We start from the raw sequence: 15,962 nt of genomic DNA, 5'->3' as shown, positions 1-15,962 counted from the left end.
TTCGGATAGACCGGCCCTTCGCCACCCTTCTCATCACGGGAGTCCGTGCGGGCCCGCCTCTCCGAACATTCACATGTTCGGATAGACCGGCCCTTCGCCCCCTTGTGGCGGCACCCAGTTGATGTTCTGGTTCGGGTCCTTGATGTCGCAGGTCTTGCAGTGGACGCAGTTCTGGGCGTTGATGACGAAGGTGGGCTCGCCGTCCTTCTCCACCCATTCATAGACGCCGGCCGGACAGTAGCGCGACGACGGGCCGGCATAGACCTCGTATTCCGAGCGTTTCTGCAGATCCCAATCCTTCACCTGAAGATGCACCGGCTGGTCCTCCTCGTGATTGGTGTTCGACAGGAACACCGAGGAGAGCCGGTCGAAGGTCAGCACGCCATCCGGCTTCGGATAGTCGATCTTCTCGTGTTTGGCGGCCGGCTCGAGCGATTGCGCATCGGTCTTGCCGTGCTTCAGCGTGCCGAAGAAGGAGAAGCCGAAGAGCTGGTTGGTCCACATGTCCAGACCGCCGAGCGCCACGCCGACAGCGGTGCCGAACTTCGACCAGAGCGGCTTGACGTTGCGGACCCGTTTCAGGTCCTGGCCGATGGCGCTCTCGCGCCAGCCGCGCTCGATCTCGATCGGCTCGTCATTGGCGCGGCCGTGGGCGATCGCCTCGGCGAGTTTCTCCGCCGCGAGAATGCCCGACAGCACCGCATTGTGGCTGCCCTTGATGCGCGGCACGTTGACGAAACCGGCCGAGCAGCCGATCAGAGCCCCGCCGGGGAAGGAAAGCTTCGGCACCGACTGGTAGCCGCCCTCGGTAATGGCGCGTGCGCCGTAGGAGAGCCGCTTGCCACCCTCGAAGGTGCCGCGGATCGCCGGATGCGTCTTGAAGCGCTGGAACTCCTCGAACGGATAGAGATATGGGTTCTTGTAGTTGAGATGGACGACGAAACCGACGGCGACCAGATTGTCCTCGAGGTGATAGAGGAAGGATCCGCCGCCGGTCTTCATGCCGAGCGGCCAGCCGAAGGAATGCTGCACGAGGCCGGGCCTATGATTTTCCGGCTTCACCTCCCAGAGTTCCTTCAGGCCGATGCCGAATTTCGGCACGTCGCGCCCCTCGTCGAGCTTGTATCTGGCGATCAGCTGCTTGGCGAGCGAGCCGCGCACGCCCTCGCCGATGAGGGTGTACTTTCCGAGCAGCTCCATGCCGCGGGCGAAGTTCGGCCCCGGCTCGCCGTTGCGCTCGATGCCCATGTCGCCGGTGGCAACGCCGATCACCGCGCCCTCGTCATTGTAGAGGACCTCGGTCGCGGCAAAGCCCGGATAGATTTCGACGCCGAGCGCTTCCGCCTGGGTGGCGAGCCAGCGACAGACATTGCCGAGGGAAACGACATAGTTGCCGTGATTGTTCATCAGCGGCGGCATCAGGAAATTGGGAAGGCGGACCGAACCGGCGGGGCCGAGAAAGAGGAACTGGTCGTCGGTGACTTCCGTTTTGAACGGGTGGTCCGGTTCGTCGCGCCAGCCGGGCAAGAGCCGGTCGATGCCGATCGGGTCGACCACGGCGCCGGAGAGGATATGCGCGCCCACTTCGGCGCCCTTCTCCAGAACCACGACCGAGAGTTCCGGATTGACCTGCTTCAGCCGGATCGCCGCCGCAAGCCCCGCCGGTCCCGCCCCGACGATCACGACGTCGAATTCCATGCTCTCGCGTTCGGGGAGTTCTTGTTGCTCGGTCATTACACTCTCCAGTTCTGCCGGTCTTCTGCCGGCTCCGTTCCCGGCCAAATCATCCCGTCATGACAAATGCCGTAAACCTTGTCGAGCCGGGATGCGACAGACTGTCTCTGCATTTGCGCATGAGTTCATGAGATTACTATGTTACTTGAACGTAAACGTAAATGCATCTGGGCGGATCCGGCCGATGGGCAGCTTGCTTTTGCAGCGCTCGCATGCGAGGAGGCCCGCCCCACCCCGCAAGCCGCATCACCGACAAGACGGAGACGATCATGGCATTCGCCCTAGGCCTCGACTTCGGCACGACCAATTCGGTACTGGCGCAGGCCGACGGCGCCTCGACGCGCTCCATCGTCGTGGAAAGCCCGATCGGGAGATCGGACACGACGCGCACGGCGCTCTCTTTCCTGAAGGATGCCGGTCCCTCGCCCTTGAAAGTCGAAGCAGGACAGGTGGCAATCCGCGAATTCATCGACAATCCGGGCGAATGCCGCTTCCTTCAGTCGATCAAAACCTTTGCCGCGAGCGCGCTCTTCCAGGGCACGCTTATCTTCGGCAAGCGCTACGAGTTCGAGGACCTGATGCAGCGTTTCCTGACGCGGCTCAAAGACTATGCCGGCAGTAACTGGGAGTCCACCTTCAGGCGTGTCGTGATCGGCCGTCCCGTGCAGTTTGCGGGCGCCAATCCGAACGAGAAACTGGCCCTCGAACGCTATAATCGCGCGCTTACCCGCATGGGTTTTCCCGAAGTCCATTACGTGTACGAACCGGTCGCGGCCGCCTTCTATTTCGCGCGCAACCTCGATCGCGACGCGACGGTGCTCGTCGCCGACTTCGGCGGCGGCACCACCGACTACTCGATCATCCGATTCGAGAGCCAGGCCGGTCGACTGACGGCAACGCCGATCGGACATTCCGGCGTCGGCATCGCGGGAGACCATTTCGACTTCCGGATTATCGACAACATCGTCTCGCCGCTCATCGGAAAGGGGAGTCTGTTCAAGAGCTTCGACAAGCTGCTTGAGGTGCCGTCGAGCTACTACGCGAATTTCGGCCGCTGGAATCAGCTTTCTATCTTCAAGACCTTGAGAGATTTCACCGAATTGAAAAAACTGGTGCGCGCAAGCCTGGAGCCGGAAAAGCTCGAGTCCTTCGTGGAGCTCATCGAGCATGACGAAGGCTATCCACTCTATCAGGCGGTCTCGGCCACCAAGATGCGGCTCTCGCAGGCTGAGGAGACCGAATTCGCCTTTGCGCCGCTGGGCGAGCGCGCACGCCGTACCGTTCACCGGGAAGAGTTCGAAGCCTGGATTGCGCCTGACCTTGCCCGCATCGAGGAAGCGCTTGACGAGGTCCTTTCAACCTCTGCGACAACACCGGACGGGATCGACAAGGTGTTTCTGACCGGCGGGACATCCTTCGTGCCGGCGATTCGCCGTCTCTTCGAGAACCGCTTCGGCAAAGAGCGCATCGAGAGCGGCGGCGAGCTCCTGTCGATCGCCCATGGCCTGGCGCTTATCGGCGAGCGCGACGACATCGCGGCCTGGACAGCAGCGGCCTGAAGGCAGTCCCTGCCACCACAGATTTGAGGAACGTGCAGTGGACCACGCCCACCGATCTGTTACATTCGCCCCATGATCTCGGCCAACGACCTCTCCCGCTCCGAACTCGCTGCCCTTCTCGCCTTCCATGCGGAGGCGGGTGTCGAGTGGCTCCTCGAAGACGAACCGGTCGATCGGCTCGCTGAATTCGAGGCGATGAGAATCAGGCGCGCGCAAAGCCGCGCCGTGCCGCAAACCAGCGCGACCGCAGTCGAACCGCAGCAGCCTGCTCCCCTTGCCGCCCCCTCGCGCGAGCGTCGCCCCGCGCCTCCGGCATCCCCTCCGGTGGTTGCGATACCGGACGAGCAGGCCATCAAGGAGGCGCAGTTCGTTGCCGATGCCGCGCGATCGCTGGGAGAGCTACGCACGGCCATGGAGGCCTTTGCCGGCTGCAACCTCAGGAACAGCGCCCGCAACCTCGTCTTTGCCGAAGGCAGTGCTGCTTCGGGTGTCATGATCATCGGTCCGATGCCCTATGCGGATGACGACCGCGACGGCCGCCCTTTTGCGGGGCGGCACGGCGAGATGCTCGAACGGATGCTGTCCGGCATCGGCCTCTCGCGCGAGGACGTGCTTCTTGCCAATGCCGTGCCCTGGCGGCCACCGGGAAACCGCGTTCCGAGCGCTCGCGAGGCGGATATCTGCCGGCCGTTCATCGAGCGTCAGATCGCGCTGGCCGAACCCAAGCAGTTGCTTCTGCTCGGCAACTTCACCGCCCGCTTCTTCTTCGGCGGCGAAACGATCCATCAACTGCGCGGCGAATGGCGGGAGCTCACCTTTGGCGGCACCGGCATTCCAACGCTCGCCACCTTGCATCCGCAGGACCTTGTCGCCGCTCCCGTCAACAAGCGCTTCGCCTGGCTGGACCTGCTGGCGTTCAAGTCGCGCCTCGGCTGATACAACTGCTCGATTTATGAACAAGGTGTGAAAAAAGCCATGCGATTTGCGCATGTCTGAGCGGCGTTTTAGCGCATTGCAAAACCCATGCTGCACCGCAATATAGCACGACGGGAGGAATGGATAAGGATTTGAACCATGACTGCCCGCTATCGCCCGATTCACAGCAGCTTCGAGACGCTCCGCTACGCCGGTGCCTCCTCGCGCGCGCCGTTCAACAGCTTCGGGTCGGCTGCCAACGAGCAGCTGACAGCAATCGGTCTCGCGCGGACGACCCGCCCGGCTCAGATCTTCGCCGAATTCATCCAGCGCTGAACGCCCTGCGCCGGAAAGACTGCAGGAGAGAACGATCATGTCCAAGGCGCTCGACGGCATTCGCGGTCTCGTCGACACGATCTCCGACATTCGCACCGCCGTCCGCGCGTCTCGCGAGTACAGCCGCCTGAGCATCGCCAGCGACGGGCGCCGCGCCGATCACGGCGCGCCGAGCCAGTTGCTGCCGAGATAGGGCTCGTTTGGGTCCCGGATCGACCTGAAACCAACGTGATCGATTCCAATTGGTGGAACGCGGATGCGGGCGGAAATCCGCACACACTTTCCTCATCCCGCTCCAGCCTTTCCGGCTGCGCCATTTCGCCATTCCCTGTCGCAATCGACAGCGCCCCGGAACTTCGTTACAGCCACTCTCGATTCGTTTTGACGGAGTGACGAAGTTCATCGGCCGAGCCGAAACGAAGCCGCTCCTTAATCCCCTCTCCAGGAGCGCCGATGCTGGCGAACTTCGCTTCCGTTTTCAGCCTGATGCTCTCGACCTTCCTGATGATGGTCGCCTTCGGGCTGCAGAGCTATGTCATCCCTGTACGCTCCGTGGCGGAAAGCTGGTCGACCCTCACCATCTCGATCTTCGCAACCGGCTACACGCTGGGGTTCACCCTTTCCTGCATCGTCACGCCTAAATTCGTCCTGCGTGTCGGCCATGTCCGCGTCTTCACCGCCCTGATAACGCTCCTGTCCATCGCGATCCTGATGTGCGGGCTCGTCGTCGATTGGCGCGCCTGGATCGGCTTCCGTGCCGTGTCGGGCTTTGCGATTGCCGGAAGCTATCTTGTCATCGAGAGTTGGCTGAACGAGCGGGTGACGAACGACAATCGCGGCCTGCTCTTCTCGCTCTATCTCATCACCAGCATGGTCGGCACGATCGGCGGACAGTACCTGGTGCCGCTCGGCGATCCGAGCAACACCTCCCTGTTCATCCTTTGCGGCGTGCTGTTCTCGCTCGCCCTGCTGCCGACCGCCCTTTCCTCCTCGCCGATGCCGGCCCCCCCGGCACGCGCAAATTTCGATATCCCCGCACTCTATCGCCGCTCGCCGGTCGCCGTCGTCGGCGGCTTTCTCGCCGGTGCGCTCTCGGGCGCGTGGCTCAATCTCGGCGGCGTCTTCACCCAGAAGATCGGCCTTTCGACCGGCGAGGGAGCGACACTACTCGCGTCGCTTCTGGCCGGCAGCGCGATCTCGCAGGTCCCGATCGGCCGCGCCTCGGACCGGATGGACCGGCGCATCGTCATGGTTGCCTGCGGCATCGCCGGCGTCGTGTCGTGCCTTGCCATGTCCGTTTCGATTGCGAGCAGTCCCCCGGTTCTCTATGCACTCGCCGCCTGCATCGGCACGGTCCTCTTCCCGATCTACGCGCTGAACGTCGCGCATGCCAACGACCTTGCCCGCCCCGACGAATATGTGGAGATTTCATCCGGGCTGATGATCACCTACGGCCTCGGCACGATCTCCGGTCCGCTGATGGTCGGTCCGGTCATGGACCGGTTTGGCCCCGTCGCACTGTTCATCGCGCTTGCCGTGTATTTTGCACTCTACAGCGGCTATGCCGCGTGGCGCATCCTTCAGCGCGAGCAGCATGACGGCCTCGTCGCGAAGACCGATTTTCAGGCGACCACGGTGCTGCCGACCCCCGGTCCCGACGTCACCGGTTCGCTCCCACAGCAGGACGCAGGCGAACTCATCGAGGACGATACCGTTCCTGCCTGGGAGCAACGCGCCGAGTAGCACATCCCTTTATCCCTGCGGCGTCACGTGCTTGCGCGCGCCCTTGCGCTCCAGTCCCAGCCGATGCTCCCGGTAGATGATGAAGATGCCCGCGCCGACGACGATCGCCGTCCCGGCAAGCATGGTCAGGGTGGGCACATCGCCGAAGAGGAAGTAGCCGATGACTATGCCGAGCACGATCGACGTGTATTCGAAGGGAGCGATCGTCGACATATCGGCGTGGCGGTAGCTTTCCGTCAGCAGGATCTGCCCGACGCCGCCGCAAAAGCCGGCGATCGTCAGGAGAACGAAGGCCTGCCAGGAAAGCTCGGACCAGCCGAAAGGCAGCGTCGCGAGCGAGAACACCGCGGCCGAGAGGGAAAAGTAGAGGACGATGGTGTGCGTGCGCTCCTTCTGCACGAGCTTGCGCACGAGCACCATCGCCGTTGCCCCGAGCGCTGCCGAAAGCAGTACGGCGACCGCACCCTTGGCCTCGGCCGATCCGAAGCCGCCTTCGTTGAACAGCGTGAGCCGCGGCCAGGAGATGATAAACACGCCGACGAGCCCGACAAACACCGCAGACCAGCGATAGAGCCGCACGATCTCGCCCAGAAAAATTGCTGCGAAAGCCACGGCGAGCAGCGGCATGGCATAGCCGATCGCAATCGCCTCCGGCAGCGGCAGATGGACGAGGCCGTAAAAGCCGCAACTCATGGCGAGAATGCCGACAAAGCCGCGCACCAGGTGTCCGGTAATATCAGTGGTCCTGAACGCGTCCCGCAATGCGCCACGGCATGCCAGAAATCCAAGGATCGGCACCATCGCAAAAGCCGAGCGATAGAAGGTGATCTGGCCGGTGGGGATATCGTCGCCCGCAGCCTTGATGCAGGTCGACATGCACACGAAGACGACGACGGAGAGCACCTTGAGCACAATCCCCTTCATCGGGCTCACATCGTCCGCATCCATGAAACGCAACTTTTCAAACTGACATCGGCGAACCGGTCGGAAGGCCAACAGAAACGGGAGGACGCGGCGGCAAGGCCGCGAAAGGACCACGCCACCTTAGCCGTGCTTGCGCAGCATGTTGGATCAAATTTCGTGATGGAGCTGGTTTTTTCGTGATGAATTCGCCCGCATATGCAAAGCTTGTTGCCGGAGAAAAATGGGCCTGCAGGTTATTTAGCAAGCCCGAAAAAATCGTCACGGATTTAGTTCTTGTTAGTGCCGCTCCGATAAACCTTCGGTCAATAAGAGGCGGGAGTGGCCCTGCGTTTTTGCTGCCGGATGTACTGTCGCCGGCACCACATTCGTGCGTAAATCTCGGATCTTGGCTTTTCACCATCACGAGCGCCCTCTACAAATCAAAAGAGCAAGAAGGCGCAAGCAGGACTGACCATGCGGACAAACACTGGCCAGATCGTTCATCTGGAAAACTACCGGCCGACCGATTTCGTACTCGAGAGGGTGGACCTGACTTTCGAACTCGACCCGAGGGAAACGAAGGTCGAGGCGCGCATGATCTTCCATCGCCGCGAAGGCGTCAGCCCCTCTGCACCGCTCGTTCTCGACGGCGACGAGCTCACCATGACCGGCCTGCTGCTCGACCAGGAAGCGATTCCCGGCACGCTCTATGAAGCGACGGACGACACGCTTACCATTCGTGGCCTGCCGGAAGCGGCGCCCTTCGAGATCACCGTCACGACGGCTTTGTCGCCTGAGACGAACACCAAGCTGATGGGCCTCTACCGCACGAGCGACGTCTATTGCACCCAGTGCGAAGCGGAAGGCTTCCGCCGCATCACCTACTTCCCGGATCGCCCCGACGTGCTGGCGGTCTATACCGTGAACATCATCGCGGACAAGGCTTCCGCACCGCTCCTGCTTTCGAACGGCAACTATCTCGGCGGCGCCGACATGGGCGACGGCCGTCATTTTGCCTCCTGGTTCGATCCGCATCCGAAGCCGAGCTACCTGTTCGCGCTCGTTGCCGGCGATCTGGGCGTCGTCGAGGGCACCTTCACCACCGCTTCCGGCCGCGACGTCGCGCTCAAGATCTATGTCGAGCACGGCAAGGAGCCGCGTGCCGCCTACGCCATGGATGCGCTGAAGCGGTCGATGAAATGGGATGAGGAGGTCTTCGGCCGCGAATACGATCTCGACATCTTCATGATCGTTGCCGTTTCCGATTTCAACATGGGCGCCATGGAGAACAAGGGGCTCAACATCTTCAACGACAAATACGTGCTCGCCGATCCCGAGACGGCGACCGATGCGGACTATGCCAATATCGAGGCGATCATCGCCCACGAATATTTCCACAACTGGACCGGCAACCGCATCACCTGCCGCGACTGGTTTCAGCTCTGCCTGAAGGAAGGCCTTACCGTCTATCGCGACCACGAGTTTTCCGCCGACATGCGTTCGCGCGCCGTGAAGCGGATCGCCGAAGTGCGGCACTTGAAATCCGAGCAGTTCCCGGAGGATGCCGGCCCCCTCGCCCATCCGGTGCGCCCGACGCAATACCGCGAAATCAACAATTTCTACACGACGACGGTTTACGAGAAGGGATCCGAGGTCACGCGGATGATCGCGACGATCCTCGGCCGCGACCACTTCAAGAGGGGAATGGACCTCTACTTCGAGCGGCACGACGGCCAGGCGGTGACGATCGAGGATTTCGTTGCCTGCTTCGAGGCTGCGAGCGGCCGCGACCTCAAGCAGTTCTCGCTATGGTACCATCAGGCCGGAACGCCGCTCGTCACCGCTGCGGGCACCTATGACGCCTCCAGCCAGACATACACGCTATCGCTGGAGCAGACCGTTCCGCCGACGCCCGGGCAGAGCAGCAAGGCACCGATGCATATCCCGCTCCGCTTCGGATTGCTGCTTCCGGACGGAAGCGAGGCGAGGCCCTCGGCCGTCTCCGGCGCCGAGATCACCGGCGACGTACTGCACCTGACCGAGCGCAAACAGACGATCACCTTTTCCGGCATGCCATCCGAGCCGGTCCCCTCCTTCAATCGCGGCTTCTCCGCGCCCGTCAATCTGCACCTGGCGCAAAGCGCCGAGCACCGTGCGCTGATTGCGCGCCACGAGACCGACCTCTTCGCACGCTGGCAGGCGCTGAACGCGATGGCCCTCGACAATCTCGTCAAGGCGGCAGCGGAAGCGCGTACCGGCCAGCCGGTTGCCTGTGACGATGCGCTCGTCGACGCCCTGCTTGCAGCAGCCGGCGACGACCGACTGGAGCCGGCGTTCCGATCGCAAGTGCTGTCCCTGCCGAGCGAAACCGACATAGGCCGCGAAATCGGCGGCAACAACGAGCCGGATGCCATTCACGCCGGCCGCCAGGCTATTCTGGCCGCCATCGCCACGGCCGGCAAAGACACCTTTGCGCGACTGGTGAACGAAATGTCCCTGTCCGGCCCGTTCCGTCCCGATGCCGAGAGCGCCGGGCGGCGGGCGCTGCGCAATTCCGGGCTCACCTACCTCGTCTATGCCGACGGAAAACCGGAGAAAGCCGCTGATGCGTTTCGGTCCGCCAACAACATGACCGACCTCAGCCAGGCGCTGACGCTTCTTGCGCATCGGTTTCCGGGCGCCGAAGAGACGGCGGACGCCCTGGCCGCGTTCAAGACGCGCTTTGCCGACAACGCGCTGGTCATCGACAAGTGGTTCGCCATTCAGGCGACGATTCCCGGAGCATCGACGCTCGACCGCGTTCGGGCGCTGATGTCGGATCCGCTCTTCAATGCCAGCAATCCGAACCGCGTTCGCTCACTGGTCGGCACATTCGCCTTCGCGAATGCCACCGGCTTCAACCGCATCGACGGTGAAGGCTATCGTTTCCTTGCCCGGCAGATTCTGGACATCGATGCGCGCAACCCGCAACTTGCGGCGCGTATTCTGACGTCGATGCGCTCCTGGCGGTCGCTCGAAAAGATCCGGGCCGGCCACGCCCGCAGCGCGCTCGAGGATATCGCGCGCGCCTCCAATCTTTCCGCCGATGTCAGCGACATCGTCGACCGCATGCTCAAAGACAAGCACTGACCAGAGCACCGGCACACCGCCGAACACGACGGTTTCAGGTCGGATCGACCTGAAACCGTCGTGGATCTGGCCCGAAGTCGGCTCTGGCAGTCCGGCTATCATTTCCCAACGATGAAATATGGTTAACAAATCTTTACCGTTACCTCTGGACAAGGCGAATCGCCCTGTGATTCATTGAGTCAGATTCGGGCGAGCGGCGCGCCGAATCACTGAAACGCCCGCTTCCGGGAAACCGATAAAGACGGGACCGACGTTTCGGACTGAGAAGAATCAAGCGTTCCTTGCGGCATGGTCGCGTGCGGATCGCTTTTCGAGGACGACAAATTGGATAAGATGGCGGACGCGCGACGGGGAAGCGCAGCCGAAGGGCGGTTGCGACTCAAGTTTCCGGGCTTTTCGAGCCTCGAACGGGAGTTCATCGAGCAGGCAAAGATATTTGCCGAACCGGCCTCGCAGAAGCTCGCAATGGCCGAGCCGATGCTCAAGCGGTCCATCCCGGTCCTCATTATCGCTTTTCTTCTCATCGTGGCGATCTCACGGATGTCGGGCATCATGGACGAGCATGCCCGCATGGAAGCCTCCTCCCGCCGGACGGTCAGCCTCGCGGCCGCAGCGGCAGCCGGTGTTTTCCAGACCGGCGGATCGGAACTCTTCGCCGATGGCCGCCGCTGGGAGGTCGAACGCCGGCTCACCGAACTTCTGCCTGCCGAAATCCTGGACGCCGGAATTTTCCTGCTGACGGTCCGCAGAGACGGACGCGTCTTTGCCGGGACGCAGGATGGCGTCCATCTCATCGGGCGCACGCTCTCCGCAATCGCTCCCGAGGTCGCGACGCTGCAATATTACGGCGAGGGTGCCGGCGTCGTAAGAGCGTCGATCGACGGCATCGAGCATTTCATCGCGCTCCGGCAATTGCCGGATTCCGGCGGCGCGGTTCTGGCGGCGACGTCGATCGCCAGATTCGAAGCGGCCTGGCGTGACGAAATTTCACTCAACGTCACGCTGTTTGCCGGCGTTTCGGCAATCCTGATGGTCGTCCTCTATGCCTATTACATCCAGGCAAAGCGCGCCCGAGATGCCGATGCGGTCTTTGCCGAGTCGAACCTGCGCGTCGAAACGGCGCTCTCGCGTGGACGCTGCGGCCTCTGGGATTTCGATCTCGACAACCGGCGCCTCTTCTGGTCCCGCTCGATGTACGAGATGCTGGGAATGCCGGGCGACGCGAGCGTGCTTTCGTTCGGCGATGCCGCCCGTCTCATGCATGTCGAAGACCGGGGCATATACCGGGTCGCTCGGGCGATCGCGAAAGGCAACGAGCGCCAGATCGATCAGGTGTTCCGGATGCGCCATGCGGATGGCCACTATGTATGGCTTCGAGCGCGTGCCCAGGTGATCCGCACCGTGTCGGGCCGGACGCATCTGATCGGCATTGCGATGGACGTGACCGAGCAACACAGGCTTGCGCAGCGTTACGCCGAGGCCGATCAGCGCCTGGCGGACGCGATCGAGTGCACCTCGGAGGCCTTCGTGCTCTGGGACAAGCACGATCGCCTGGTGATGTGCAACACCCATTACCAGCAAGCCTGGCAGTTGCCCGACCACGTGCTGGTGCCCGGCACCGAACGCACGATCGTCCATGCGGCGGCGGCAAGGCCCGTTGTCGAACGGCGCGTCGCCGATCCGGACCGGAGCAATCACTCGCAGACGAGCGAGGTTCAGCTTGCCGACGAACGCTGGCTGCAGATCAATGAGCGGCGCACGCGCGACGGCGGGCTCGTCTCGGTGGGCACGGACATCACGCTCCTCAAGCGGCATCAAGTTCGCCTGCGCGAATCGGAGCGGCGGCTGATGGCAACCATCGGAGATCTGTCCGCCTCCCGCGTAACGCTCGAGCAGCAGAAGGCCGAACTTTCCGTCGCCAACGCGAACTATCAGGCGGAGAAAGAGCGCGCCGAGGCCGCGAACCGGGCAAAGTCCGAATTCCTCGCCAACATGTCGCACGAGCTGCGCACCCCGCTGAACGCCATTCTCGGCTTTTCGGAAATCCTGCAGGACCAGATGTTCGGCCCCCTCGGCTCGGAGAAATACCACGAGTATTCGCGCGACATATTCGAGAGCGGCAAGCATCTGCTCAACGTCATCAACGACATACTCGACATGTCGAAGATCGAGGCCGGCCATATGCGCATCACGCGCGAGCGGATCGATCTCGCGCCACTCATCGAGGAGACCCTTCGTTTCACGGCGATTCCGGCAGAGCGAAAGAACATCCGCGTGGTCCAGCAGATATCCTCCGGCCTGACGATGTTCGCCGACCGCCGGGCGATGAAGCAGGTCCTGCTCAATCTCCTCTCCAATGCCGTCAAGTTCACCAATGAAGGCGGCCGCATCTCCTTGCGGGCGCGCAAGGTGAGGGGCGCCGTCACGCTGACGATCGCCGATTCCGGCATCGGCATTCCCAAGGGCGCGTTGCAGAAGATCGGCCAGCCCTTCGAGCAGGTGCAGAGCCAATATGCCAAGAGCAAGGGCGGCTCCGGGCTCGGGCTCGCCATATCCCGTTCGCTGACGCGGCTTCACGGCGGGACGATGAAGATCCATTCGGCAGAGAATGTCGGCACCATCATATCGGTCAGGATTCCCGACCGCGGCTGACTACGCCCGCTTACGCTGCAGCGACGACCCCCTGGAAGATCCGGCGCACGGCCTTCGAGAAACGGCGAATGTCGGCTTCGAGATGCGTCAGATCCGGATAGTCTCCGGCACGGCAGACGAGATCCACGAGACCGGCCGGCGCTTCCTTCGGATCGAAGTCGCCGTCGATGCAGAGGCGCACGAGTTGCGACAGCTCTGAGAAGAGTACGAGCGCTTCGGCAGCCGTATCGAGATCGTTCGCATTCATCATCCCGGCGCCGAGCGCCTTCAGCGCCTCGAGCGTATGCGTGCCGGCCGGAGGGGACGTCACTCCCCTCGCCGGCGCGATCAGGGCGAGGTACTGGGCGATGAACTCGATGTCGACCAATCCGCCGGGAATGAGTTTGAAATCCCAGATGTCCTTCGGCGGCTTCTCCTTGTCGATCAGGCCGCGCATCTCCTCGACGTCCTTGCGGATCTTCGCGATGTCGCGCTTTTCAGTGAGGATCTCGGCAAAGATCGCCTCCGCTTCGCCGACGAGGCTCTCGTCGCCGCAGATGCAGCGCGCCCGCGTCAGCGCCAGATGCTCCCAGGTCCAGGCTTCCGTTCGCTGGTACTTGGCGAAGGCGGTTATGCGGGTGGCAACCGGCCCCTTGTTGCCGGAGGGTCGCAGCCTCATGTCCACGTCGTAGAGGATGCCCTCGGCGGTCGGGGCGGAAAGCGCGGCGATCAGCCGCTGCGTGACCCGCGTAAAATAACGCACCGGATCGAGCGGCTTGGCGCCGTCGGACTCGAACACTTCGTCGTCGTAATCGTAGAGCAGGATGAGATCGATATCGGAGCCGGCGGTCAATTCGTGACTGCCGAGCTTGCCCATTCCGACGATTGCGACCCGCCCGCCGGGGAAACGTCCATGCGCCGACCGGACCTCCTCCAGAACCGCATCGAGCGCGGCGGCAATGATCAGATCGGCAAGGTCGGTGAGAGCGCGCCCCGCCTGAAGGCCGGTGATCGCGCCTGTGAGCAGCCGGATACCGATCAGGAAGCGCTGCTCGGCGGCGATGATGCGCAAACGGTCCAGCACCTCCTCATAGTGCCGGCCAGCGCCGACGAAGGTCGCGATGCGCGGCGCCAGATAATCCCTGGTGGGCAGTTCGGCAAGCAGCCCCGGCTCCAGCATGCCGTCGAAGACATGCGGTTTGGCGGCGATGATGTCCGCCAGGCGCGGTGCCGACGACATGATATTGACGATCAGCGACAGGAGGCCGGGATTGTTGCCGAGCAGCGAGAAGAGCTGGATCCCCGCGGGCAGACCGGAGAGGAAGTGGTCAAAACGCAGAAACGCTTCGTCGGCCCGCCTGCTTTCGCCGAAGACGCGCAGGAACTCCGGCGTCAGTTCCGTCAGCCGCTCGCGCGCCTCGACCGATTGCGTTGCCCGATAGCGCCCGTAGTGCCAGGTGCGAATGATATTCGCTATGTCGGACGGCCGCTGGAAACCGAGCTTCTTCAGCGTTTCGAGCGTATCCGGATCGTCCTGCTGACCGGTGAAGACCAGGTTTCCGGTTTCGGTAGATAGCTTCGCCTCCTGCTCGAAAAGCTGCGCATAGCGCCGCTCGACGGCGCGCAGCACGCGCGACAGCGCATCCGAAAAGGAAGCCGTATCCTCGAAGCCCAGCATATAGGCGATCCGCCTGAGCTCCGGCTCGGTTTCCGGAAGGAGGTGGGTTTGCTCGTCATGCACCATCTGGATGCGGTGCTCGACGTCGCGCAGGAACCAATAGGCATCGGTAAGCTCCTCGGCCGTCGCCGCGTCGATCCAGCCGCTCTCGGCGAGCATCCGCAGCATCGCTTCCGTTTCGCGCAGCCGCAGCGCGGGCGTGCGCCCGCCGGCGATCAGCTGCTGGGTCTGAACGAAGAACTCGATCTCCCGGATGCCGCCGCGCCCAAGCTTGATGTTGTGTCCCTTCACGGCGATTTCTCCGTGCCCCTTATGGGCATGGATCTGCCGCTTGATCGAGTGAATGTCGGCAATTGCCGCATAGTCGAGGTACTTGCGGAAGACGAAGGGCGTCAGTTCCTTGAGGAAGCGTTCGCCCGCCTCCAGATCGCCCGCGATCGGCCGCGCCTTGATGAAGGCGGCCCGTTCCCAGTTCTGCCCCCTGCTCTCGTAATAGAGCATTGCCGCCTCGACCGGGATGGCAAGCGGCGTGGAGCCCGGGTCTGGCCTGAGCCGCAGATCCGTGCGGAAGACATAGCCGTCGCCGGTTCTCTCCTGCAGGATGCGAATCAGGCGCCGCAAAAGCCGGGCGAAGGTTTCCGGAGCATCGTCGCGATTTGTGATGATGCCCGACTGCGGATCGTAGAAGACGACAAGATCGATATCGGAAGAATAGTTGAGCTCGCCGGCGCCGAGCTTACCCATTCCAAGCACGACGACGCCGGAGGCGGTGGACGGCGCGGAACTGTCCTTCAACACGAACTTGCCGCTTTCATGCGCGCCGAGCAGCAGATGATCGATCGCCGCCGAAACGGCCGCCTCTGCAAAATCGCTGAGCCACCGTGTCGTCTCACGTCCACCGAAAAGCCGCGAAAGGTCCGCAAGCGCGACGGCGAAGGCGACCTCGCGCTTCGCCCGTCTCAATCGCGTCATGATCTCGGCATCCGGCAGCGCCGCCCCGGGCGCATCGCCCCGCCAGGACACCCTTGCGGCCTCGATCCTGCGCTTCAAAAACGTCGGCAGCGCCTCGGATAGCAATGCTTCGAGGATCGCCGGGTGGCTACGCGCCGTGTCCCGCAGGAATGGCGAAAGCGCGAAGGCGGCAACGAGAAAATCCTTGAGCGGCGCGTCCGAGGCAATGAGCTTGGCAATCTGCTCGCTGCCTTTCGCCGCATCCTTGAGTACGGAAACGGCGGCTTTGGCGTCCGCCTGGCTCGCCGGGCGAATCGCCACCACATCGATATCGGACAAAGACCGCTCGATCGCTTCCGCCATGCACAATCCCCCCTTCGGTT

General features: G+C 62.9%; 10 protein-coding genes. 7 read left to right on the top strand and 3 right to left on the bottom strand.

Going from position 1 to position 15,962, the window contains the following annotated elements:
• Positions 1–69 precede the first annotated feature (69 nt).
• Positions 70–1,734, bottom strand: a complete 1,665-nt coding sequence (locus BHD07_RS07050) for an electron transfer flavoprotein-ubiquinone oxidoreductase (protein ID WP_018094572.1) — start codon at positions 1,732–1,734, stop codon at positions 70–72.
• 269 nt (positions 1,735–2,003) lie between these two features.
• Here BHD07_RS07050 and BHD07_RS07045 point away from each other — a divergent pair, with 269 nt between their 5' ends.
• From BHD07_RS07045 to BHD07_RS07025, 5 genes are all read left to right on the top strand, one after another.
• Positions 2,004–3,293 carry an Hsp70 family protein gene (locus tag BHD07_RS07045; protein ID WP_100672032.1) on the top strand — a complete coding sequence of 430 codons (1,290 nt, stop codon included), beginning with the start codon at positions 2,004–2,006 and terminating at the stop codon, positions 3,291–3,293.
• A gap of 72 nt (positions 3,294–3,365) precedes the next feature.
• Positions 3,366–4,229 (top strand): uracil-DNA glycosylase, encoded by an 864-nt coding sequence (locus BHD07_RS07040; protein WP_100672031.1) that lies wholly within the window; start codon positions 3,366–3,368, stop codon positions 4,227–4,229.
• Positions 4,230–4,367: 138 nt separating this feature from the next.
• Positions 4,368–4,544 (top strand): hypothetical protein, encoded by a 177-nt coding sequence (locus BHD07_RS07035; protein ID WP_100672030.1) that lies wholly within the window; start codon positions 4,368–4,370, stop codon positions 4,542–4,544.
• 37 nt (positions 4,545–4,581) lie between these two features.
• On the top strand, positions 4,582–4,737 hold the full coding sequence (locus tag BHD07_RS07030) for a hypothetical protein (protein ID WP_100672029.1): 156 nt from the start codon (positions 4,582–4,584) through the stop codon (positions 4,735–4,737).
• 260 nt (positions 4,738–4,997) lie between these two features.
• Positions 4,998–6,287 (top strand): MFS transporter, encoded by a 1,290-nt coding sequence (locus BHD07_RS07025; RefSeq protein ID WP_338278640.1) that lies wholly within the window; start codon positions 4,998–5,000, stop codon positions 6,285–6,287.
• Between the two features lie 9 nt (positions 6,288–6,296).
• Here BHD07_RS07025 and BHD07_RS07020 read toward each other — a convergent pair whose 3' ends face one another.
• Complete coding sequence (locus BHD07_RS07020; RefSeq protein WP_018094566.1) at positions 6,297–7,235, bottom strand: DMT family transporter; 939 nt, start codon at positions 7,233–7,235, stop codon at positions 6,297–6,299.
• A 429-nt stretch (positions 7,236–7,664) separates the two neighbouring features.
• Here BHD07_RS07020 and pepN point away from each other — a divergent pair, with 429 nt between their 5' ends.
• The gene (gene pepN / locus BHD07_RS07015) at positions 7,665–10,319 is read left to right on the top strand and encodes an aminopeptidase N (protein WP_100672027.1); all 2,655 of its coding nucleotides are present in this window, start codon (positions 7,665–7,667) and stop codon (positions 10,317–10,319) included.
• A gap of 324 nt (positions 10,320–10,643) precedes the next feature.
• On the top strand, positions 10,644–12,971 hold the full coding sequence (locus BHD07_RS07010) for a PAS domain-containing sensor histidine kinase (protein WP_198516714.1): 2,328 nt from the start codon (positions 10,644–10,646) through the stop codon (positions 12,969–12,971).
• A 10-nt stretch (positions 12,972–12,981) separates the two neighbouring features.
• Here BHD07_RS07010 and BHD07_RS07005 read toward each other — a convergent pair whose 3' ends face one another.
• Positions 12,982–15,942, bottom strand: coding sequence for a bifunctional [glutamine synthetase] adenylyltransferase/[glutamine synthetase]-adenylyl-L-tyrosine phosphorylase (locus BHD07_RS07005; protein ID WP_100672026.1), 2,961 nt, complete (start codon positions 15,940–15,942; stop codon positions 12,982–12,984).
• Between the last annotated feature and the right edge of the window lie 20 nt (positions 15,943–15,962).

The organism is Sinorhizobium sp. KGO-5, from assembly GCF_036245905.1.
GTDB lineage: Bacteria > Pseudomonadota > Alphaproteobacteria > Rhizobiales > Rhizobiaceae > Sinorhizobium > Sinorhizobium meliloti_A.
This window is presented reverse-complemented; position numbering and strand designations above follow the sequence as displayed.